Annotated in this window: 24 protein-coding genes and 1 tRNA gene; 9 read left to right on the forward strand and 16 right to left on the reverse strand. The window is 58.4% G+C overall.

What is annotated here, in order from left to right:
* Positions 1–188 precede the first annotated feature (188 nt).
* The 3 genes from AB1N67_RS14750 (at position 189) to AB1N67_RS14760 (ending at position 1108) form a co-directional block, all read left to right on the forward strand.
* Positions 189–401, forward strand: coding sequence for a hypothetical protein (locus tag AB1N67_RS14750; protein WP_090344564.1), 213 nt, complete (start codon positions 189–191; stop codon positions 399–401).
* 107 nt (positions 402–508) lie between these two features.
* Positions 509–593, forward strand: a tRNA-Leu gene (locus tag AB1N67_RS14755).
* Between the two features lie 101 nt (positions 594–694).
* A complete protein-coding gene (locus tag AB1N67_RS14760; RefSeq protein WP_043211726.1) occupies positions 695–1108 on the forward strand; it encodes a DoxX family protein in 414 nt (137 codons plus the stop codon).
* Positions 1109–1132: 24 nt separating this feature from the next.
* On the opposite strand, the gene AB1N67_RS14765 is transcribed toward AB1N67_RS14760, so the two are convergent.
* Complete coding sequence (locus AB1N67_RS14765) at positions 1133–1321, reverse strand: hypothetical protein (protein WP_043211724.1); 189 nt, start codon at positions 1319–1321, stop codon at positions 1133–1135.
* 249 nt (positions 1322–1570) lie between these two features.
* Here AB1N67_RS14765 and AB1N67_RS14770 point away from each other — a divergent pair, with 249 nt between their 5' ends.
* The gene (locus tag AB1N67_RS14770) at positions 1571–2245 is read left to right on the forward strand and encodes a polysaccharide lyase family 7 protein (RefSeq protein WP_090344561.1); all 675 of its coding nucleotides are present in this window, start codon (positions 1571–1573) and stop codon (positions 2243–2245) included.
* A 305-nt stretch (positions 2246–2550) separates the two neighbouring features.
* On the forward strand, positions 2551–3141 hold the full coding sequence (locus tag AB1N67_RS14775) for a hypothetical protein (protein ID WP_139205749.1): 591 nt from the start codon (positions 2551–2553) through the stop codon (positions 3139–3141).
* Between the two features lie 208 nt (positions 3142–3349).
* Here AB1N67_RS14775 and AB1N67_RS14780 read toward each other — a convergent pair whose 3' ends face one another.
* Positions 3350–3679: a hypothetical protein gene (locus tag AB1N67_RS14780; RefSeq protein ID WP_090344558.1), complete on the reverse strand. Its 330-nt coding sequence runs from the start codon at positions 3677–3679 to the stop codon at positions 3350–3352.
* 861 nt (positions 3680–4540) lie between these two features.
* Here AB1N67_RS14780 and AB1N67_RS14785 point away from each other — a divergent pair.
* The 4 genes from AB1N67_RS14785 to AB1N67_RS14800 all read left to right on the forward strand — a co-directional run bounded on the left by AB1N67_RS14785 (position 4541) and on the right by AB1N67_RS14800 (position 7330).
* Positions 4541–5518, forward strand: a complete 978-nt coding sequence (locus AB1N67_RS14785; protein ID WP_182815484.1) for a fimbrial protein — start codon at positions 4541–4543, stop codon at positions 5516–5518.
* Positions 5519–5661: 143 nt separating this feature from the next.
* Entirely contained in the window at positions 5662–5838 is a 177-nt protein-coding gene (locus AB1N67_RS14790) for a hypothetical protein (RefSeq protein WP_182815486.1), read from the forward strand.
* A 388-nt stretch (positions 5839–6226) separates the two neighbouring features.
* On the forward strand, positions 6227–6682 hold the full coding sequence (locus AB1N67_RS14795) for a topoisomerase DNA-binding C4 zinc finger domain-containing protein (RefSeq protein ID WP_367863109.1): 456 nt from the start codon (positions 6227–6229) through the stop codon (positions 6680–6682).
* Positions 6683–6997: 315 nt separating this feature from the next.
* Positions 6998–7330 (forward strand): hypothetical protein, encoded by a 333-nt coding sequence (locus AB1N67_RS14800; protein WP_367863110.1) that lies wholly within the window; start codon positions 6998–7000, stop codon positions 7328–7330.
* A 5-nt stretch (positions 7331–7335) separates the two neighbouring features.
* Here the strand turns inward: AB1N67_RS14800 and AB1N67_RS14805 are convergent, their stop codons facing one another.
* The 14 genes from AB1N67_RS14805 to AB1N67_RS14870 form a co-directional block, all read right to left on the reverse strand.
* A complete protein-coding gene (locus AB1N67_RS14805) occupies positions 7336–7875 on the reverse strand; it encodes a DUF2514 domain-containing protein (RefSeq protein ID WP_367863111.1) in 540 nt (179 codons plus the stop codon).
* Positions 7845–8333: a glycoside hydrolase family protein gene (locus AB1N67_RS14810; protein WP_367863112.1), complete on the reverse strand. Its 489-nt coding sequence runs from the start codon at positions 8331–8333 to the stop codon at positions 7845–7847. Before AB1N67_RS14810 ends, AB1N67_RS14805 begins: the two co-directional genes overlap by 31 nt.
* Before the next feature lie 56 nt (positions 8334–8389).
* Positions 8390–8569: a hypothetical protein gene (locus AB1N67_RS14815; protein ID WP_367863865.1), complete on the reverse strand. Its 180-nt coding sequence runs from the start codon at positions 8567–8569 to the stop codon at positions 8390–8392.
* 240 nt (positions 8570–8809) lie between these two features.
* Complete coding sequence (locus AB1N67_RS14820; RefSeq protein WP_367863113.1) at positions 8810–9406, reverse strand: tail fiber assembly protein; 597 nt, start codon at positions 9404–9406, stop codon at positions 8810–8812.
* Positions 9407–10495, reverse strand: a complete 1089-nt coding sequence (locus AB1N67_RS14825) for a hypothetical protein (RefSeq protein WP_367863114.1) — start codon at positions 10493–10495, stop codon at positions 9407–9409. It abuts the gene before it with no gap.
* Positions 10496–10511: 16 nt separating this feature from the next.
* Complete coding sequence (locus AB1N67_RS14830) at positions 10512–11534, reverse strand: hypothetical protein (RefSeq protein ID WP_367863115.1); 1023 nt, start codon at positions 11532–11534, stop codon at positions 10512–10514.
* Positions 11534–14584, reverse strand: coding sequence for a DUF1983 domain-containing protein (locus tag AB1N67_RS14835; protein ID WP_367863116.1), 3051 nt, complete (start codon positions 14582–14584; stop codon positions 11534–11536). Before AB1N67_RS14835 ends, AB1N67_RS14830 begins: the two co-directional genes overlap by 1 nt.
* Positions 14581–14979 (reverse strand): hypothetical protein, encoded by a 399-nt coding sequence (locus tag AB1N67_RS14840; protein ID WP_250033631.1) that lies wholly within the window; start codon positions 14977–14979, stop codon positions 14581–14583. Before AB1N67_RS14840 ends, AB1N67_RS14835 begins: the two co-directional genes overlap by 4 nt.
* A 2-nt stretch (positions 14980–14981) precedes the next feature.
* The gene (locus AB1N67_RS14845) at positions 14982–15584 is read right to left on the reverse strand and encodes a hypothetical protein (RefSeq protein ID WP_250342646.1); all 603 of its coding nucleotides are present in this window, start codon (positions 15582–15584) and stop codon (positions 14982–14984) included.
* Complete coding sequence (locus AB1N67_RS14850; protein WP_250033850.1) at positions 15584–16168, reverse strand: hypothetical protein; 585 nt, start codon at positions 16166–16168, stop codon at positions 15584–15586. Before AB1N67_RS14850 ends, AB1N67_RS14845 begins: the two co-directional genes overlap by 1 nt.
* Positions 16169–16189: 21 nt before the next feature.
* Positions 16190–18652 (reverse strand): phage tail tape measure protein, encoded by a 2463-nt coding sequence (locus tag AB1N67_RS14855; protein WP_367863117.1) that lies wholly within the window; start codon positions 18650–18652, stop codon positions 16190–16192.
* 54 nt (positions 18653–18706) lie between these two features.
* Positions 18707–19057: a superinfection immunity protein gene (locus tag AB1N67_RS14860; protein ID WP_367863118.1), complete on the reverse strand. Its 351-nt coding sequence runs from the start codon at positions 19055–19057 to the stop codon at positions 18707–18709.
* A 293-nt stretch (positions 19058–19350) separates the two neighbouring features.
* On the reverse strand, positions 19351–19818 hold the full coding sequence (locus AB1N67_RS14865; RefSeq protein WP_367863119.1) for a phage tail assembly chaperone family protein, TAC: 468 nt from the start codon (positions 19816–19818) through the stop codon (positions 19351–19353).
* Positions 19819–19825: 7 nt separating this feature from the next.
* Positions 19826–20341, reverse strand: a complete 516-nt coding sequence (locus tag AB1N67_RS14870; RefSeq protein ID WP_367863120.1) for a phage tail tube protein — start codon at positions 20339–20341, stop codon at positions 19826–19828.
* Positions 20342–20351 lie beyond the last annotated feature (10 nt).

Raw genomic sequence — 20351 nt, forward strand, 5'->3', positions numbered from 1 at the left:
ATCCACTGAGCGTAGTCAAAAGACCGGCACCCATGTAAGCCACAGACAAGCCTGGACGCGTCATGGTTCCCGTTCGGCCAGCAAAGAGTTGCAACGCGTTGGGCCTGAGCACGGACTTGCAAGGCTCAATGACAGCAAGATAGCCCTTGGCCTATAGTGCTCCGGCCTTTGCAAAGCCAGGAACGAAAATGCTCGTCAATTTGCGCATGCAGCGCCTGCAAGATGATCTCCAACGCACCGCCAACGAATTGGAAGTTGTCTGCCGCGGGCTTTCCGGACACGCCCGGTACCTTCGCCATCGTGTGCACGGACACGATGCCCAGGCAATGGATGGCCATACCCAGGGCCTGAAATCCTCTGCCTGCACGCTGCGTCAGATCGCCCACGCATTAACCCCCTGAAACGGCAGGTGCGGTTGACTTGTCTATAACGGTGGGTTATAAAGCGCGCTTGATTGTCAGGCCCTTCTGCCTTGAAGCGCGCCGGTCGTGACGACCCTTTCAAGCGTGCGAGTGTGGTGGAATTGGTATACACAGCAGACTTAAAATCTGTCGGCGTGAGCCTTGCGGGTTCGAGTCCCGCCACTCGCACCATCTCCTTCTGAAAAGGCGCCCTTGCGGCGCCTTTTTCATGCCCAGCAGAACGTGTACCGACTGCTACAGTGGAACATGTCCCCGCTCACTGGAATGCCACCATGCGCTACTCCCTCTTCGATGGTCAACGCGACATCATCATCCTGCTCGCCCGTGTATTGCTGATGATCCTTTTCATCCTGTCCGGTTGGAGCAAACTGACCGGTTTTGAAGGAACGGTCAATTACATGAGCTCCCTCGGAGCCCCTGCGCCCATGCTCGCGGCGGCCATTGCAGTGATCATGGAGTTCGCCGTTGGCATCCTGCTGATCCTGGGCTTCTATACGCGCCCGCTGGCCTTCCTGTTCGCGTTGTTCGTTCTGGGCACTGCATTGATCGGGCATCCATACTGGAACATGGTCGACCCGGAGCGCAGCGCCAACATGACCCAGTTCCTTAAAAACATGAGCATCGTCGGCGGGCTGTTACTACTGGCGGTGAGCGGCGCAGGACGCTTCTCCCTGGACCGTCGCTGACGGCCACAACACTGGCACGACGACTCAATCGTCGATGTCGTCGTGCCAGGCGGGATGCTCCTCGTCATCGAAGTCATCCCGAAGCTCTTCATCTTCCTCGGCTTCGTCCAGTACTCCATGAGCGTCGGCTTCCGGATCGACATCCTCCTCCAGAAACTCGTGGTCGAGCAGATGATCGTGCTCGGGTTCGTGCAGGTCGTCTTCGTCGTGCATGGCTGGGCTCCCAAGGTCAAAACAGGCCTGTATAGGCCGATCAACAGTCGCGGTCAATTGTTGACAGCTTAACGCTGGCTTAACCGCTCAACCGCTAGTCTCCAATCTCTCCCTTCAAACGTTCTTGCCCGCCACCTTGGCGGGCTTTTTTTGCCCATTCGGTCTCCCGGCGCAATCTTTGTGGGAACCATATGCCCTGCTTCGATGCTCGCAACTATGTGGACCTGTGTTTCATCAAGGAGAACCCGCATGACTGTGAACATCGACAACCTGATCATCACCACGCCTGCCCCTAAATCAGAAACCAACCCCGTGGCCCTGGAAGTCACCGGTGCCGTTGCCCTGGCTACGTTGAGTGAGTTTGTCGCGCGATTGCCCGATGGTTCCATTCGCCTGAACGCCCCTACCAAGGGCGCGGCCAGCAAAAGCACACACCGTACCCGTTGCGAATGGAAGGAACCTGTCTATTGGGGCTTGGGCAGCGCCGCTACCCACCGTAACCACCAAACGTTCACGCTGCAGAAGGTCAACTCGTTACAAAAAGTGGTGATTTCACAACTGCACGTAAAGGACGATGACAGCCCACCCATCAAAGTGTTCTGGAACAAAGGCAAGCTCACTTACGGCTTTCGCTCCGAATTCAACCAGGCAACCGCACCCACGACCACCTTTCTGACCGAGGTGCCGCTGGGAGCACCGTTCGAGATCATCATCGAAGTTTCATCCAGCGGCGTAGTCATCCTCAGCGCAACCTGCAATGGCCGTACAGGCCGCTCTCCAGCACTTCAGTTGGCGAGCACATGGAACGCAAGGAACTTTAACTTCCATGGCGGCGTGTACAACCAGATTGACTTTACCGACTCAACGCCCGCTGAAGACGGCTCGGTTTGCGTGATCAGTCGCCTTGAACTGACCCATTTTTGAGAGTCATCGACAGTCTGTGAACAGGCGCTTCACGAATTTCTGACAATCGACTGGGCACACTGAAACCGCTTCGTACGTTCTTTCAACCCGCCTTCCTGGCGGGTTTTTCTTTTTCTGATCCATCGCGCGACCACGCCTAAAACGCGACCTGCGTCACACCCTTTCGCTTCGTATGGAACTTTTCAGAAACGTTTTGCTCCTTTTCCGCAGGGCACCTGCGAAGCAGGCCTATTGACAGCATTGAATGTGCTGTGCATGTGGGTAATCTACACCCCTTGTTGAATCTTCTTCGAAGAATGGACTCCATGAAGCCTCTACCTCTTTTAACTGTTTCGGCGGGCCTGCTCGCCATGCTTCCTCTGTGGACGAACGCACAGCAGAACAGCCCTGCATGGGAACTGGAGCCGACCTCGTTTCTGGGTATCGATCTTCAGGGCGACTTCCTCAATCAAGTTGCTCCCTGCCCCGCCGATGTTGCCAGGCCAGACAAACCCTGCCGGGTCGCTACCGCCGACCCGAACCGCTTCGAGGTCCGAGGCTTGCCATACCTGCCCATTTCCCCAGGCTACGAGCTGGTCGCCACGTTGGCAGGTGGCCGGGTGCAGGAACTGGTCTTCAGTGGCAATGCCAATAGCTTGAATCTGGTAACGGACCTGCTGACCGAGCAATTCGGCCAACCCACAAAGCAGGATAGCCATTGGATCAAGATGACTTCCGGGGCCTCCTATTTGGCCGAAGTGCTTTCGTGGCAAGGCGAAAAAGTGTCGATCAATTTCCAGCGTCAGGAAAAAGACCTCGGCAAATATGCGGTGACCTTCTCCACCCTGCCCACAAAGGTGGTCAGCACCGACGAGACACCAGCCGACGCGCCCACAACTGACGTATCCAAACTTTGAACCCGATGCCGTGACATCGCCACATGGGTGGCGAGGGTGGTGCGCGTTAGTAGCCACCAATGCATTGGTAACCACTGGGGAGTCTGTCACACCCTTGTCACGCAACGTGATCATTATCGATCGAGCCAAAGGGACTTGGCCCCGTCTACCGAAACCCCGGCGCAGTGCCGGGGTTTTGCATTGGTGCACAATGCTGTGACTTAGGGCATCAATCCAGACACTCTCGTGCCGCTGTGCGCAGCTTATCGGTCGACAGGAAACTGCCTTTGTAGAACGTTGCGCGGCTTCCCTCATGGTACTTGACGATCTCAAGCACATCATCGGAAGTCACTGCGCTGGGCGCTGTGATGCGGTAACCATTGGAGATGGATTTTTGAGTGGTGAGCGGCGCCATGGCCTGCCATTTTGGCAGAACGCATGCTGCGTATACCTCGGGGGTTTTGCGGGTTAGCTTGGTGCCAGTTGGCTGACCTGGCGATGCGCACCCAGCCAGCGTAACGAGCACGGCGGAACAAACGAGGACAGGAAGTCGATACATTTACGATAGATCCCTAGTGACTAAGGGATTCTAGCAATCAACATCGAAAGGACACCAATCCACGAAGGTAGCACAGCACGACTAGCGGATTTCCAAGGGGATGGTTTGAACGCGCGCTTTCACGATTTCTTCACAAAGCTGACTGTAAAGTCAACTTTGTTCATGTTGGGACATTCAGCCCGCTCCGGCGGGCCTTTTTTCTAGCATTCCGTCACCCACTGGCCCTACAATCCTACGCAGTTGAAGGATCAGCACCCGTCACAGAGAGCCCGCCATGGAGCGGGCTTTTTGTTGCCTTACGATCAGCTGACAGGCCTAGATCATCTGAAGGCGATACCGACCAGCCTCAGTGGCCACATCCTCCCCTTCATCACTAATCAAATAACCTCCACACATCATTTCCGTAGTGGAGAATCAGACTAACCCGCACCTGGGTAGAGCTTCGCCTGCTCCGGATCCAACATCTCAATCTCTCCGATTCGGTAGCGCCGAACGCGGCCAGGGCCGCATCCAACTCTCGGGAGCGCCTTCCATTCGACGCCCCGAGCACATTACAACGCGGCATGCAGCACGCAGGTAACGGCACCGTAGATAGATGAGCAAGCCACGGGCGACACACAGTAGCGGCTTTATCAGAATTGTCTGATTAAGCTGAGGGCGGACACAGCATAACTTAGACGATTCATTCATCGAGCCAATATACAACGCTTAATAACCAAGCAAGCTTTGTAACCTGCTACGCCGCCTAGAGTACGCCATACAACCTAGTTCATCAGCCCAGCGCTGAAGAACGCTTTACCTTCGCTTAAAAACCGAGCACCTAGCATTTAATTGAAAACACCCTGAGAGGTTTGGCAAATAATGAAGTCCCTCAGACTCTTGGCCACTTGGGCCTTACTAATAATTGCACCACCGTCTTCATTTGCAGCCTGCAACTTTTTTGAAGGCCACTCGCAAAAACAAATATCGATAAGTATTCCTTCAAGCCTATCCATCCCCAGGGACGCAGCAAACAACACCATTATCTATGAGTCCCCACCGCAAACCTTCTATGGAAACGCCTCATACACATGTTCCACTACATTCACAACAGGAATAAAAAACAATGTAGGAAGCGATTCCGCAACGACATCCTATTTCCCGATTGGTAATACAGGACTGTCCTGGCAATGGATATACCAAGGCTCACCCTATATAGGATTCGGCGGCGGAAGCACTAGGAATCCGGGCGGATATGGATTCAACACCACAACAAATGCCCTACGCATCATTAAAACAGGCAGTATATCACCAGGCGCAACCATACCGGCCGGAACCCTGGGTTTTATTCAGGTCGAGTCAGCAACTGTAAGGCCCCTGGCAATGATTACTGATAAAAGCTCATCCATCATACTCCAATCATGCGAGACACCGAACATTGCTGTAGATATGGGCGAACACAATCTAAGCACTTTCTCGAGCAACGGAAACTCCACCCCGCCCAAAAAATTTTATATAAAACTCAATAATTGCCCAAGCGGGATCCAGAAAGTCAACTACAGCTTATCCGCCACTGCAGATTCCCCGGCGGTGAATAGCGCACTCGGCATTATAAAGCTAAATAACAGCTCTACCGCCAAAGGCATTGCCCTTCAATTACTAGACGATCACTACACCCCCATACAACTAGACACAACCTATGTGTTTAACGAATATTCAAGCGACGGCGGAAGCTTTTCCTTACCTTTGAATGCAAAATATATCCGTACACTACCGAATGCTGATGCTGGTCAATATGATAAAGGGATGAGCGCCGGCTCCGCCAACAGCGAGGTCACATTCATTATGAACTACTTGTGATCACTGCCTGGGACGAAACACCAACAGCAAACATCACGCCAAGGGCTGAGCAGTTGCTCGGGGTTCTACGGCTTAAGCGTCAGACTTCGGGCACATAAAGACATCCTAGTTCCCGCCCTCGTGCATCAACCAAGGGGAGCGCCATGGACTTTTGCGACCTACAAGCCGCGCTGTTAGTGCGTCGCAATCAGAAAAAGGCTCGCGACTTCTATGCGGCAGACGAAATCTGGAACAAGGCTTCCATGCGCCCGGAGTACCTGGCTGGCCAGCACACCCGTCGATACGTTGAAGCGTCGGGCCATTGCCAAACCTTCAAATGAGGAGGTTTGGGACTGGTGTGATTTTTCTAGGGCTTCGATATTTTTTGCGCGCAAATAAAAACCCCGCAGACGTTAATCTGCGGGGCTTTTGAATGGTGGAGGCCGAGGTCGGAATCGAACCGGCGTAGACGGATTTGCAATCCTATACAAGAATCGCCGCTTCATGCGGCTCGAACTAGAAAATCAGTTCCAAAACGAAACGGGAGTCGCTTGTCTATAGCCCGCATTGTACAAGGGTCGCCGTTTTAGTTTTGGAACCGATTTTCCTGGCGATTTGATGCGCTAGCCAACCGTCGCCCTGCAGCGACACCTCACTACTTTGAAGATTGCGGGATCGGCACGGATCGAAGATGATGGCGCTTAGCCAATATCAGTTTGGTACCTTACGATGGATCGAAATGAGTTGCCGCGGCGCGCACTCTTGCTCTTGGCGGTTGGTCTAATTAGCAACCGAGCGGTCGCCAGAGGCGGTGGCAGAGGGGGTGGTAGAGGCGGAGGGCGAGGTGGGCGAGGAGGTGGCGCAGGCGGGTTCGCCGTCTTGCTGCTCATAGGTATTGTTTGGGGCGGAGTGTGGGCAATTGGCAAGCTATTTGGCCGTAAGGCTGACACCGCCGATCGCAAGCCAGCTATCCCGAATGCTACTGGGTTCTCAGGAACTGCACCTCGCGCGGTACCGCCAAGTGTTCCTATTAGACCTCCCCGTGAGAAATGGGACGAATTAGGACTTTGCCCCCGCTGCGGAAGCTCAATGCGATCGCGAACTGCAAAAACCGGACGGTATGCGGGACGCAGTTTCATGGGCTGCTCAACCTATCCGCGCTGTAAAGGAATTCGAAACAAGTGACGACATGGGCCGAAACTGAATCGGCTAAGATCGAAGATCCCGGTAATGCAGCAGTAGCGTTCAAATCTCCCTCAAGGCCGCGCATTCAGCGGCCTTCGCCTTCATAGCGTCTAATACTTTTCATCTGGTTTCGGCGATTTTCGCCCAGTAAAGCCGAGAAGATTCCACGCAGTTTTAGACAGCCAAACACCCCTCCTCCGGCGCTCTGCCGACACCAATCCCACACCCAACAGAGCAACATCTCGTCGCCGGGTTCTGGCCGAATCAAGCGAATCCAAATACTGTATATGCAAACAGTATCGCTACAGGTGCCCAATGGACATCGACACAACTGGGTTCGAGCTCGGCATGCCCACCCGAGAGGAAATGCTCGAGCACCAATCCCACATGCTTTGCAATGAAAACGACCAGCTCAGGCGCGAGTTGGCCAAGGCCAAGCGCAATATCGAGAAGCTGGTGGCGATCAACCAGAGGCTGCAGGAGCAGATCGCGGTCGAGTTCCGCCGCGCGAACGGTGCCTACGTCGAGTATGTGCACCTCATGAACATGGCGAGGTGTCGGTACGGCATAGACCTGACCAGGGATGGCTACGACCTTGACCCACGGAAGAATCTAAGTAAGAAGGAGCTGAAGGAGGCCGAGGAGTGAAATGGCTATCTAGACGCAGGCCTTCTGACCATAGCGTCATACTCCGCCTCGCACTGCTGGCCAGCTATTCGGGCTCGGTCATACGCTTTCGCCAGCTCTCCCGCTCGAGCATCAGCCCGTGTGAGCAGGTCGGAGAGCACCATGGCGGCGCGGGTGGCTGCCTGGCCTCGGGCGATAGCGGCGGTATCCGTGGCGGGGCAACGGACGGTGGCGGCGAACTTGGCTGCGTCGTGCTGCAACCGCTGGCCAGCAGTATCGGCGCCAGCATCACCAGCATCAGCCACCTGATGTTCTTCTCTTGCATGGGCTCTCGCCTCCTCCTGCGCCTGGGCGCGTCGTTGTTCTTCCTCCCGGGCGCTGCGCTCGCCCAATACCTCGGCCAGGCGGTCACCGCTGTCGCGCTGAGCCGATGCTGTGGCGGCCTCAGCGCGTTCGACAGACCGGCCGTGCTGGTAGGCGCCCCAGTAGGAGGCCACCACCAGCAGGAGTGCCAGCGCACGCAGCCCCCAGCCGCTCACGCCAACACCCCGCCAAGCTTCGCCCATTGCGCCAGCAACTTGTCCAGGCGGTGCGGGTTCTGCCCGTAGGTGTTGCCCGGGAAGCTGGCCCAGATGTTCGAACACTTGGCGATCGCATCGGCAATGCGGCCGGCCTTGATGTCCTCCAGCGCCCGACACTCGCGGATCTGCTGCAGCGCAACACGGTCCTGGTTCTCCGGAGTGAATCCGCCCTGCAAGCGCAGGCTCACGCGGTAGGCGTCCCAGTAGCGCGCCAGCAGCTGATACCGGCCCGCCGCGGTGCTGGTCACCGGCTTGCCGTTGATGGGGAAGGTAAGCTTCTGGCGGGGATGGTCTTGGAAGCTGGTGAATAGGCCGCCCCCGTACAGGACGTTGTAGCCGTCATCGCTGCCCCTGACGGGCGAGGTGCCTTCCGAGAAGGCGATCAGATCTAGGAACCGGAGCACATTGGCGCCACCGACCTGGGCTTCAGTTAGTCGAGCCATGGTTTTCTCCAGGCAAAAAAAAGCCCGCTCAAGGCGGGCTCTAAACGAGGCGCTCGTCAGTTTGGCTGAATGCCTTTGATCAACTGAAGGCGCATTGGGTAGCCTTGGGCAGGCTGTACAACTGTCTCAGTTTCAATGGTCTGCACGATTTTCCCGTCAGCGTCCTTGGTTACGGCGACTGTCTTGCTGTAAGAGCTTTGAACAACACAGCCGCTCAAAGCAGTGCTGGCGGCAATAATTGACATAAGAATCAGATGTTTCATGCGGACCTCTATCCTTGGGTGTTTTTCGGCGCGAAATGTAGCAATACGCCATCACCAGGAAAAGAGTTTTCAACCGAGTCTATATCGAAGGCGTCCTGATGCGGACCCTAGAACGACTTGATGAGGCTCAAGCCGCGTTGCGATGTACGCATTGGGTTTTCTCCAGGCAAAAAAATACCGCCAGGCGGCGGTCGGGCTTTCGTGTGGTGCGTCTCAGGCCGGCGGCGCTGGCCAGGTGATCTCGCCGGGGTAGCCTGGCTGGTCTGGCAAGCGGTTCAGTGCAACGCGGTAGCGCTTCCACTCCTTCAACAGCGCGGCCTCAGCCTCAGTGGCTTCATCCAGATCAACAGCGTCCTGCAGCGGAGCAATCGCCGAATCCGCCACAGCACGAAGCCGCGCCACCTCTACCGCCACATGGGACAGCAGCTGTTCAGCGGCAGCCTGCGCCTTGTCCTCCGCGGTGATCAGCTGCGACCAATCGATGACACCCGTGGCCGAAGGCTGCGGCGCTGTTACTTCAAGACCCGGCAAAGTCACTGGCCCATCCGGAGGATCGATGATGTCGTCCGGGAACAGCGCCGATTGAGGAGCGTCGAGCGCATGCGGCAATCGCAAGGACACGATGAGTTTCCCGCCCTCCCGCTTTATCGGGTCGAGCACCCATTCGCTCGAGACGGCCTCAGCTGGCAATGTCGCCCCCTCCGGCAGCTGCGCAAAATCCAGCGCAACGTTGTTCAGGGTGAGCATGTCGCCCAGCCGGGATACGGAGAGCGTGTGGTCAGAGAGGCCAGGGGATAGTTTGATGATCATCTACATATACCTTCCGATAGCGGCGGCGCTGATCACCACCGTGGGGCCAGCGGCGCGGGAAATGATGTCAATACCGCGCAGAGGTGCGGCGTTGGTTGTGACTGTGCCACCCAGAGCAGACCAAGATGCCCCGCTACCGTGCCGGAATGCGCCTGGGATTACTGTCGGCGGAGCTGTGAATACCGCCGGAAAAGTCCAAGACCGGACGCCCTGGTACAGCTGTACGGAGCCGGATGAGTACGAAGAATCGATGGCTTGGTCAGTGACACTGATATTCAGCAGGCAAATTTGAGTTCCGTCTGGAAGCCGAATGGCTGTGCCATTGGCGTTCGTTACCGTCACGAAATCGGTCGCCTCAAGCAGTTTCGCCCATGCACCCCATGAGGCAGACGAGATTCGGGCGCGGCGATAGGCGCCGGCCGCAGCACCGGAAGACATAGCGAACTGCGCGCCCACGTTTGCCGAGCGCGAAATGTTGAAACCCATCGGTAAGTTGCCGGCTCCGCCGGGCCAGTCACTTGGCGCAGAATCAGCTGCCGCAAAGAAGCTGTTTGCTGCAATGGCTCCAATCAGGGCGCCCGCCGGCAGGTTGCCCGTCGCGTTATTGGTACGGCCGACACCATGGTCGCCAACCCTCAAAGATCGCCCAAGCGTGGCATCTTCAGTCGATGTCGTTGAGTCTGTCGTTGAGGCTGTACCCAAACCCAGGCCCAGACGAGCATCTGCCTGGGTCGTTCCCCCGGTGCCACCCTTCGCCACCGGTACCACGTTCTCAGTCGAAACAGTGCCCAGGCCAGCCAGCGTTGAGCCCCACTGGTTGGCGATATCGTTGAACTTATCGGCCAAGGTCTTAGGGTAGCCCTGCAGCGGAGCAACGGCGTAGCTACCGCCGCTTACCGTGGCGCCCTGATAGGCCGGAAGAATGCTCAGCACGGTATTGCTGGCGATGTTGGTGATCTCATACCAACGACCGTCCGGGCCGAGAAAACCATCACCTACCCTGCCATTCGCTGAAAAGCTGGTACCGGTACCGGTCACCGTCGTTTGGCCAGCCGTGATCGCCACCTGGCCTGTTCTGTACCAAGGCATGGATTGCTCCTGAAAATCAAAGAGGACGCATTGGGCGCCCGGCGAATAAGGTCCGTCCGTTCACGCCAGAGGCATTCGTGCTTGAGGTGTATGAGCCTGAGTAGGCTTGAAGGACGTTTCGGTTGCCGACGAGAAACCCGGCAGGGTTGTCATAAACATTGGCGCCGTCATCGAAGGTTGAAAGCAGCGTTGAGGCCAGGAAGTAGTCATTGGCACTGCCGGTCCAGGGCATCTGGAAGCTCGACCACAACACCGACCCAGTCACCACATCCGATCCGGCGACGCTGAAGCGATCTGAGGATGGAGCTCCACCGCTCAACAGGATGAGGTTGTCATTGCTGTTGAAGGTCCGTTCCCCTGAGCCGTTTCGAATCCTGATGCCATAATCGCCTTCGTCCCCGCTGGGGTTGGCCGAGCCAACCATCCAGTGGACGGTGTAGAGAAGGTTGGCGAATGACCCTCCAAACCAGCCATCTACGGTGAAGCCTGTCCAAGCACCTGGAGAACCGAGCACGCGATACTTGCAGACCATCATTCCGGTATCGGAACGCAGGAAGACGTATGGCTCTTCAATGGTGGTTATCGGCGCCGGGAAATTCCCGCGTCCGGTAGTGATGTAGTCGCCTGGGCCGCGCCGACCAATCTGGAACGATCCAGATCCGGCAACGCTCATGACCTTGTTGACGTTGTCGATCTGCACCAGGTTGTTGTCGTTTCGCGCCCTGATCCCATACTTGGTCGTTGCGTCTGGCGCATCGCCGTATGAAAGGACTTTGACGGTCCACTTCAAACTCTGCGCCCGCCTCAAATGAAGGGTCCCCGGGCTCCACCACGCCTCAACACCGCTGGACATATTCACTGTAGGCGACTGCACAACAACAAACGAACCAGCCTTTATCTGCGGGATCGAGAAGTACTGGTCCCAGGCGCCATTCCCCTGCACCTGGGTCGTGTAGATCGACCGCAGTGGCGTCACCGATGTATCCAGCGTGATCGCACCGGACGCATCCCGCGTCCTGAATCCATATTGCGCCGCCATCAGGTCAGCCCCCCTACTGCCGTACGCTCGACCCCGTTCTTGTCATAGACATACAGGCCGTTGTTGTTCAGCAAGGTTGAGCCATCGACCGATTGGCCTCGGATCGTGACGGCGCCGGTGACCATGTTCAGCTCGATCAGCGGCCTGCCCTGCGAATCCACAGCCTGAGACCTCAAGGTCATGCCGAGGATGATCTGCTGGATGAACGCGGTGTTGATGAACGCCTGATCGACAAACACCTGGCCGCCTTGGACTGCGAAGAATGCTTTGGCTACACCGTTGACGTTGCTCGTGACCGCAAACCGATCTGCCGAGACGATGAACTGGCTCTGCAAACCGGCCGGCCCATTCTCGATACCAAGGCCAATACCAGCGGCCACATACTGCCCCTGGGCATTCAGCTGCATCTTCACCGACCACATAGTCGACAGCTTCCCGGAGGTATCCGCGAAGGCCGTCGATGTCTGCTGGATGGCGGCCGAGTTCTCGCCCACCGACACATTGAGCTGGTCGATCTTCTGCGCAGTTGCAGATTCGTTGGTCGCCACCACGCGCTCGAGCGACGTAATGTTTGCCTCATTCGTGGCCACCCTGGCATCGAAGGTGGTCAGCCGCTCGGCCATGGCCATGTTTTCGGTGGACCGGACCCGCTTCTCTGTGGCGATCGCCGCGGTGCTCTCCCAGCCCTTGAGCGCATCTGCCATGGCACCCGAGCCGTCGTCATCCCGGGTCGAAGCGCGCAGCGCTTCAAAGGACGCCACCTGGGCCGTGACCTTTCCGTCGACAGTGCTGATGTCCACGGTGTTGGTGGCCACTTGTTGGGCCAAGCCATTGGCCGTGACCAGGGATTGGCCCACATCGATCCAGTAGGTGGTGTTCGGCGGCGCATTCGCCCCGGACGAGTTCGCCGGCACAGCCTGCTTGGCCTGGTAGATCTTTCCGTCGGCGACAACCATCTGGTCCTTGATGTAGGCCGAATCCTTGTCGTAGGCCGTCAGGCCGCCCAACGCATCGATCTGGTCCTGAAGGCCGGGGATCTTCTGGATCTCCTCGAGCAGGTCCTGACCGAGTTGTGTTTTCGTGATCTGCCCCGCGAGCGCTGCCAACATTGCCGTAACGTCGTTGGACGTGGATGCAGCAATCTTCAGGAATCCACTCACCCCATATGCGTTGCGCGAGCGGATGAAGTAGTAGTAGTTGGTGAAGAACGCCAGGCCGGTGTGCGTCAGGCTGAGCCCCTGCCCCAAGTACTCGGCCTGATCTGCAGCGGCCTGCGGGTCCATGGTGTAGAAATATTCATAGGTTCCCCCGTTTAAGCCATGCTGCACGTTACTCGGGAACAGCGAGATGCTCTCGATGGTTGACTGCACAACGCAGGCCTCGGGCACGGGTGGGCCGTCGATGTTAACCGTGATGCTGGCCTCGCCCGACCGCGCCAGCGGCCCCAGAGCGGCCACGCTCATCGTGTAGTTGCCGGAGGGTAGCCCCGAGAACGGCAGCTGCATGGTGGTTTCCGGAACCTGGCGGGCCTGTACCGCTACGCCGCCCCGCCGAACCGTCACGGCGTAGCCGGTGACGACACCGAATGGCGGCACCCAGCTCAACACCCCCTGGGTGATCTCCGCCGTCTCGTCCTGCGTCCAGGTGAGGCCCGTGGGCGAGCCAAGGCCGCCGGCTGGAAGGTTGATGAAGCCAATCGGGTTGTAAGGCTTGCCCACCGCATCGTCGAAGATCGCTGCCTCGTACTGCGAGACAGTGACGGTGCAGCCGTCATCCGACGCCATGTTCCAGTCGGTAACGATGCACTCGCCCACGATGTTCAGCGACGGCAGGTTCACCCGCACGACGCGGCCAGGCCGGCAGTTGTAGCCAGCGAAGTTCATCGGGATTTGCAGAGAGCCGCCAGCGCGGGCGCGACGCAGCTTGATGTTAGCCAGGCGCTGGGCCTGGTAGGCATCGGTCACGTAACCAAGCGACATCGATTCAGACGCTTCTCCGCCATCCTGGTCAACCCACTGTTGGACCCGCACCTCAGGGAAGTCGGTCTCCGCCCAGGACTGGGACGGGTCGATGAAGGTCCCGGTAACGATGTTGATCGCTGCGTCATTGCCCACCTCGGTGGAGCCGGACACAGTGCCGATCACCATGTCCTCGGTGATCTCGAAGTCGTACGGGCCATAGTAGGCGCCAGCCTGCAGCATCCACTTGCCGCCCACGCGGATCAATTGCCCAGCGCATGACTCTTCCAGCTTCTGGAGAACAGAGGTGCGCTGCTCATCGGCGCCGATCACGCAGCCCGTGCGATAGCGTACGCCGGTCGTGCCGTCGGCGTTTCCGACAGCCTCGTCGCACACGTTCGCAGCGCTGGCGAACGATTCGAAGACAATCTCGTCATCGGGGACCTTGCAGCGCGCGCGCAGGAACCACAACAGGTGAAGGGCGGTGTTCTCGCTGTATCCGGTCATGCCGGTGCGAGGGTCGTACAAATCCCGCCGGCCACGGACGACAAAGCGCACATTGGGGATGCCCGAGGGAAACTTCTCCGCATTGTGCTTGAGCGACAGCCGAACGAAGGACAGGCCCCGGCCAATCTGCGAATCCTTCCAGTCCCGGCAGTTTGCCTTCAAAAAGGCGTTGACCTGAGTGGGGTTCACGATCAACTCATACGAGGCGTACTCCCCATAGGTACCGATCTCCTCCTCGCCGAGGTAGATTTTCTCCAGCCCATCGACCGCGCCTTCGCTCAGCACATAGACCAGGTGCACCCACTCGCCATTGCCTTGGTTGCCGGTCTGCTCCTGCGCCCATACCAGGACACCGCCAGTGCTGACCCGGCCAAGAATGAAGCGTGCCGGCGCCTTCGACGACCGCACGGTCTGGGCGGACGGCTCGCCGGTACCGCCTCGACCGCCCTTGAGCGCTGCGTCCTGCTGCGAGCCAACGAACAAGCCAACGGCGCCGCCGATGATCGCGAAGCCCACGCCGCCGGTGACAAAGCCCAGGGCGGCGCCAGCAGCGACCAGGGCAACCTTTTTGACTGCCTTGCTCATTCAACCCTCCACACCACCAGAGGCTCGCAGGCGATCCGCCCTGCCCCATCCTCCGCCACAGACCAGAACTCACCGGCCCAGTACACCGCCACCCCGCGCCCGTTAGGGCCGTCGTACATCGCCACATCACCGCGCTGGATGAACGCCGGGTTGACCCGCGCGAAGCAGGCATCCCAGGCCGCATCGAGCGAACCGTGGATCTTCTTCAGCAGGCGCTTGGCCCCCGTCTCCGTGGTGTACCGCCCCCGATACAGCGCCGCCGGATCAGTCCCGCACACCGCCACCGCGCAGTCCGCGGCAAACAGGCAGCAGTCAAATTCGCCCCATGAAAAAGGCCGCTCAGTGGCGGCCTTGATCGTGTTGGCGAGTTGAGTTGTCCAGTCGCGGGTTCGCATAGTCACTTCTCGTAGGTGAACTTCGGGGCGTCCTTGGAGGCGCCCCAGTAAATGGGCCAGTCGGCCATCTGGGCCACGGCATAGAAGAAGCGGTCGTCTTGGTGCCGGGCACGGTGGTTCTCGTCGGTCCAGCGCTCGGTGGAAGTCCGGCTCCACTCGGCCATGCGGTCGATGATCGGCACCTTGATGGCATTGCCATCGCTGCCATTGCCGCTGTACGCGAACTGGGCCGCATCCATCCGCCCGCTGAACAGGATGTCGGCGGCGTAATCGCCGGCCTGGTCGATGACCACGAACATCAGTTTCGCATTGCGCCCTCGGCAGCCCTTCAGGCTGGTCTCGGTGATGATCGTGGTGTCCAGGCCGTTGAGGGTGAGTTCGACACTCATGGGCGAACTGGAGTTACTGCTCTCCTGTGCCTGGCCAACTTCCCCGAAGGTGCCCACGCCCTGGTAAGTGATGCCGCCCAGCACCAGCTCACCCGTGCCGGTATGGGCGAAGACCATGCCATCAGGGAAATCGAGCTGGCAGGCGTACACGGCCATGAATCGGCCTTGGGCGATGATGTCCACCACCCGCTGACTGAATGGGAATGCGCCCGCCATCAGAAGGCCTCCCTGAACTCAAGCGAACCGTTGGCCACCAAAGGCCGAAGCGTCAGGGCATGGTTGTCACTGACGCGCCGCATCTCGGCATAGGGCGCCTGGTACTCAACTGCAGTGCCGGCGGCGATCGTCTTGCGAATCGGCTTGTTCACGTTGATCAACACCTGCCCAGATGCGTCAGAAGACGCATCGTCGACCACCTCGAACATCACCCCGCCGATGGTGATGTAGTCCCCCATGGAGAAAACCTTCTTGTTGGCCGTCACCCCGCTCAGGCGCATCACGGAGGCCTGGGCGTTGGCGGTGACCACCTTGGGCGCGCCGATCGAGTCGGATCGCGTCCGGGTGAACGCTGGCAGATTGAACGTGCCGAACATGCCCTGCAGGCGGCCTATGAACGCAGTCAGGATCCGCTCTTCTTCCCGCGACAACGCCCCGAAGGTCATCTGGCACTGCCAGTAGGCGCCCGGGTAGCCGACGATCTGCTGAGCGTTCGACAGCGTCGAGGTGAACGCCCGATTGTTGTAGACGACGCCCCAGGTCATTTCTGTCGGGCACAGGCCATCTGGCCATGCGATTGCCATGTAGTCACTCCTGGTGGTCGATCAGCCCTTACGCAGCAGTTGCCGGGCTGGGCCGTTGTTCTTGAAGTCCTTGAGCACCATCTGATACCCGGCCTGGGCGCCCTGACTAGCCGCCTCCCTGATCCGCGCAAGCGTTGCATCGTCAGCACTACCCTGGATCTGGAAATGCTGCTGAATGGGCGGCAGGTTGCCGGGAAGCCCTCTGCTTCCGCCTTGGGCTTGGATGTCACTCAATGTCCGGTCCAGCTTGGCGCTGGTTCCGGCAGTGGTGACGCGCTCACCCTTCTGCAGCAACCAGGTGCCCTCGCGCGGCACGCTGTCGATACCGTCATGAGCCATACCCACCAGTGCCAGGCTGCTGGCCAGGCCGGTGGTGCTGGTGATCGCAGCGGAGGCCGGCGCGGCGTTGGCACCGAACGATGCAAGAGACGCCATGGCGGCCGCTGGCGCATAGGCGGCGGCCATTGCGGTACCGGTTGCAGCAGCCAGCGCAGCCGACGAGGCCGCCGCGCTGTCGCCAATCGCGGCGTTGACCAGCATCTGCAGTCCGACCTTGACGAGCATGTGCAGCAAGTCATCGGCGATACCCTCAACGAAACTGCTGAAGTTGAACTCGCCAGTTTTCACGAAGCTGACCAGCTCATCCTCCAGGCTGCCCAGGGCATTGCTGGTAACGTCATACATCTGCGACGACAGGTCCCGCGCGTGGTCGGCATAGTCCTGCCAGGCGTCCTTGGAGCCATCCAACCAGTTGGTCTGGGCCTCGTCGAGCTGGTCGTAGTAGTCCATCTGCATGGACAGCCGCTCGCTCAACGACGACTGCAGTAATTCAGCCTCGCGCTTGAACAGGCTTTCGCTGATGTCGCCGGCGTTACGCTGGGCCTGCAGGTCCGCGAACTTCTGGTCGAACTCCTGGCGGATCTCAAGAATGCCTTGCAGGCGTTCGCGGGTTTGACTGCCCATGCCGGCGCCAACAAATTCCATGTCGAGGCCGGATTTGGCCGTAGCGTTGGCCGCCGCCAAAGTAGCCGCGTAGGAGGCGGCCTTCGCATTCTCCTCGTTGGCCACCTTCAGTTGCTTCAGCTTATCCAGCTCGGCGGCCAGGTCCTTCAAGCGGGTTTGCTGCTGAGCGCTCAGGCCTTTGAGCTTTCCTGATTCGACTTCGAACTGCAGCTTGGCCGCCTCGGTGGCGTCCTTGCGCTTGTCGACCTCGGTGTTGATCAGGGCGATCTGGCGGCGGTAGCCTTCCTCGCTACTTTCGAATTGTGCCAGAAGTTGCTTTGCAGCAGTTTCAGCGGCCTTAGCAGCTGCTTGCGCATCGGCAGTGGGAGCCTTGAATGTTCCGCTGGCACCCTCTTTATTCAGTAGCGCTAGAGCGTCAGCGATCTTCTTGATCCTTCCGCTAGCCTGACCGGAAGATCCAGCCTGATCTATCTTCACCCAAAGCTTGTTGTAGCGGGCATCCATCTGGTCTAAGTCATCGGCCACTCCGGCCGCGAGCTTGGACGAGTTCTCCCGAATTTTTCCGAGCACCTCCGTGGGCTTCGAAAGATCAACGCCGTCAAAGGCTCCGCCGACGATGGTCACCAACCCTGTCACGGAGCGGCCAGTTAGTTCGATTGCATAAGCAACCGCTAACCCAGCCTTGGCAGTGAAGTCGAGGATAGCCCTGAGACCATCCGAAAGGATGGTCATCGATTCAGTGTCTTGGCTCAGGTCAAATAGAATATCCGAGTAATCGCTGAGTGTAGGCATTAGCGCACTCGCGACCTGGTTCTTGATGCCAGTCATAGACTGCTCGGCAAGCCACCCGGCCGCCGCCAAATTTTGAGTGGCGGCGATGGTCTTCTCATCCATGATTGCGCCAGCCTTCTCGGCAGCATCGCCAAGCACAGCAAAACCGGCTCCGTTGTCCCGCAACAGTGGCAGCAATAGGGTCGCATCGTTCGCCAGCGATTCCATCTGCTGGGTCATTTCGGCCTGGCTGAGGCCTGCCTTCTGCAAGCTGTTTGCGAATAGCTGCAAAGCCTGAGGACCGGACAGGTTGCGAAACTGCTCAGCCGTCACCCCCACTTTTGGGGCGATAGTTTTAAAGAAGTCCTGCAGCTCGCCGCCACCATTCAAAAGGAAGTCGCCGACTTTGTCGTTTACATCTTTGAAGATGTCTGCAAGTTTTTCGTTTTCAACTCCAACAGTCTTCGCGCCAGCAGCATATTTCTGAAACTCTGTCGTACTTGATCCGGCGACAGCAGAAAAGCGACTGATCTCCGTTGCAGCCTGGACGGTAGACACTGTGAACGTGGCCAATGCCGCAACCCCTGCTGCGATACCGGCACCAATAGCTACGCCAGCCGCCTTGGCGTTTTTTTCTACCTCCTTACGCCATTTCTGCGAGCTTCGCTCGGCCTTGGTCATGCCGGCTACAAAACCGCCAACTTGAGCAATAACGTCCAGAGTCAAAGTGCCTAACGACTTTGAGGCCATCTTTTTCTCCGAGCAAAAAAAAGCCCGCAAAGCGGGCTTATTAATAGGTGATATCTATCGACTTAAGACTTTGGCTTTCGCCGCCTCAAACTCTTGGGCAGTAAGGTGGCCGCGTTCTTTAAGTTCGGCCAACTTTTCAAGCTCCTTATAAGAAGCCTGGTCATCGGGAACGGATTTTGAGGATTTAACCAACTGCTCTGGAGCGGATTTTTTTACGGCGCTAACAGACCAGATGAAGGCTGCAATCCATCCTATTCCCGTCCAGCCAAGAAGTAGGATTACAAAGAAGATCGGAACCTTGTTGTGATGACCTCGAACCACGGAGATGATGAACGGCACGAAGTACAACACGACCATTGCTATAAACGTGGGCGCTGCATCAAATGGTGCTGAGTTTGCGGACATGACTTGGGCTCCCTGAAATCCCTTCCTATAAAGGGTGGGAATCTACCATCTAGCCAAGCTATGCCAAAGCCATTACCTCCACGTCTCCATAGCCAGATCCAAACTGACAATCTCCTGATCACCATGCCTCATGAAGTCCGCCGGCGTGTAAGGCTCCGGCCGCTTCTTCTGGTCTCGAGTCTGGTTGGCCAGGATGGAAGCAATCAGGGCGAAGCCACTCTCGATGCGCATGCCCAAATGGAAAGAGCCGCGCTTACGCCAGTACTTCACCCAGGAGTGAAACTCGCGCAGGCTCAGGTTTTCTTGCGCCTGCGCGATGGTGCTGCCGCCGACACCGGCGAGGACGAGCTCGTGCCAGAACTCGTCGAGGTCGGTGAGCTCGTCGTCTTTCCCAGGTTGTTCACCTCATGGATAACCGCGAGCAGTGCAACTGTCAGGTTTCCATCCAGCGCGCCAAGGCGTTTGGTGCTCTTCGGGTCCTTGGCCAGCTCGACCTTGTCGAGCGGTCCATGGGTGATGTCCAGGACCGTGAAGACGGGCTGCCCTTCTTCGTTGCAGATCGCGGCGGCGATGCGGCCGGCAATGCTGTCTTGGTGGCCAGCCGCGGCGAGGACATCGCTGACGGCGGACTGGTAGCCCAGCGGGCGAACGTAGACGGTCGCCTTCAGCGTGTCTTCACCTTGGCGCCAGCTGATTTCCTTCTCCACAGGCCGGCCGGTGAAGGAGCCGAGCTGTTGCAGCGAGTCGATAGTGAGCTTCATCAGTGCCTCACGCAGCTTTCTTGATCCAGGCGGAGCCGCCCGAACGCTGGATGGAAACCGCAGTGCTGACCACGGAGTTGGCGGCGAAGTCGAACGGGAAGTCGGCGACATAGCCCTGGAAGACAAACCAGGTGCGGGTCGTCGGCAGCTCGAAATCATCCCCCTCAGTGTTGAGGGTTGGCAGCGCGGTCGGGTTGCCGTCCGCATCGAGAGGGCCATCGGACCAGCCCACCGCCCAGCGAATGGTGGTATCACCATCGGCCTCAGAAAGCTGATGCAGCCGGATATGGCTGGGACTGTTTGGGTCGGCGTTGATGGTCAGAGATGCCTGGCCGGGCGTGCGCAGGCCTGGCTTGTAGGTCCGCTCCTTGGAGCTGAGGCAGGTGTCCTCGATCTGCTCCTTCGGAGACCCGCCAGGGTTGAACGCGGTGGCGCATTCCACCTCCATTACGGTGAGTGGGCCAGTGCCAGAGGCAGGCGGGACCAGGGCAAAGACCTGGGTGCCTTGGGTCAAAATCGACATGGTGGTCTCC

Source organism: Pseudomonas guariconensis (assembly GCF_040822035.1).
In the GTDB taxonomy this organism is placed as follows: Bacteria; Pseudomonadota; Gammaproteobacteria; order Pseudomonadales; family Pseudomonadaceae; genus Aquipseudomonas; species Aquipseudomonas guariconensis.

Excerpts from the sequence above, each read along its gene's own strand:
- AB1N67_RS14830 (WP_367863115.1), bottom strand. The coding sequence starts at position 11,534 with ATGGCGGCGCAATATGGATTCAGGACGCGGGATGCGTCCGGTGCGATC.
- AB1N67_RS14810 (WP_367863112.1), bottom strand. The coding sequence starts at position 8,333 with ATGGCTCGACTAACTGAAGCCCAGGTCGGTGGCGCCAATGTGCTCCGG.
- AB1N67_RS14800 (WP_367863110.1), top strand. The coding sequence starts at position 6,998 with ATGGACATCGACACAACTGGGTTCGAGCTCGGCATGCCCACCCGAGAG.
- AB1N67_RS14805 (WP_367863111.1), bottom strand. The coding sequence starts at position 7,875 with ATGGGCGAAGCTTGGCGGGGTGTTGGCGTGAGCGGCTGGGGGCTGCGT.
- AB1N67_RS14760 (WP_043211726.1), top strand. The coding sequence starts at position 695 with ATGCGCTACTCCCTCTTCGATGGTCAACGCGACATCATCATCCTGCTC.
- AB1N67_RS14835 (WP_367863116.1), bottom strand. The coding sequence starts at position 14,584 with ATGAGCAAGGCAGTCAAAAAGGTTGCCCTGGTCGCTGCTGGCGCCGCC.
- AB1N67_RS14770 (WP_090344561.1), top strand. The coding sequence starts at position 1,571 with ATGACTGTGAACATCGACAACCTGATCATCACCACGCCTGCCCCTAAA.
- AB1N67_RS14855 (WP_367863117.1), bottom strand. The coding sequence starts at position 18,652 with ATGGCCTCAAAGTCGTTAGGCACTTTGACTCTGGACGTTATTGCTCAA.
- AB1N67_RS14780 (WP_090344558.1), bottom strand. The coding sequence starts at position 3,679 with ATGTATCGACTTCCTGTCCTCGTTTGTTCCGCCGTGCTCGTTACGCTG.
- AB1N67_RS14845 (WP_250342646.1), bottom strand. The coding sequence starts at position 15,584 with ATGGCGGGCGCATTCCCATTCAGTCAGCGGGTGGTGGACATCATCGCC.
- AB1N67_RS14795 (WP_367863109.1), top strand. The coding sequence starts at position 6,227 with ATGGATCGAAATGAGTTGCCGCGGCGCGCACTCTTGCTCTTGGCGGTT.
- AB1N67_RS14750 (WP_090344564.1), top strand. The coding sequence starts at position 189 with ATGCTCGTCAATTTGCGCATGCAGCGCCTGCAAGATGATCTCCAACGC.
- AB1N67_RS14765 (WP_043211724.1), bottom strand. The coding sequence starts at position 1,321 with ATGCACGACGAAGACGACCTGCACGAACCCGAGCACGATCATCTGCTC.
- AB1N67_RS14840 (WP_250033631.1), bottom strand. The coding sequence starts at position 14,979 with ATGCGAACCCGCGACTGGACAACTCAACTCGCCAACACGATCAAGGCC.
- AB1N67_RS14865 (WP_367863119.1), bottom strand. The coding sequence starts at position 19,818 with ATGAAGCTCACTATCGACTCGCTGCAACAGCTCGGCTCCTTCACCGGC.
- AB1N67_RS14825 (WP_367863114.1), bottom strand. The coding sequence starts at position 10,495 with ATGCCTTGGTACAGAACAGGCCAGGTGGCGATCACGGCTGGCCAAACG.
- AB1N67_RS14820 (WP_367863113.1), bottom strand. The coding sequence starts at position 9,406 with ATGATCATCAAACTATCCCCTGGCCTCTCTGACCACACGCTCTCCGTA.
- AB1N67_RS14860 (WP_367863118.1), bottom strand. The coding sequence starts at position 19,057 with ATGTCCGCAAACTCAGCACCATTTGATGCAGCGCCCACGTTTATAGCA.
- AB1N67_RS14785 (WP_182815484.1), top strand. The coding sequence starts at position 4,541 with ATGAAGTCCCTCAGACTCTTGGCCACTTGGGCCTTACTAATAATTGCA.
- AB1N67_RS14775 (WP_139205749.1), top strand. The coding sequence starts at position 2,551 with ATGAAGCCTCTACCTCTTTTAACTGTTTCGGCGGGCCTGCTCGCCATG.
- AB1N67_RS14850 (WP_250033850.1), bottom strand. The coding sequence starts at position 16,168 with ATGGCAATCGCATGGCCAGATGGCCTGTGCCCGACAGAAATGACCTGG.
- AB1N67_RS14870 (WP_367863120.1), bottom strand. The coding sequence starts at position 20,341 with ATGTCGATTTTGACCCAAGGCACCCAGGTCTTTGCCCTGGTCCCGCCT.
- AB1N67_RS14790 (WP_182815486.1), top strand. The coding sequence starts at position 5,662 with ATGGACTTTTGCGACCTACAAGCCGCGCTGTTAGTGCGTCGCAATCAG.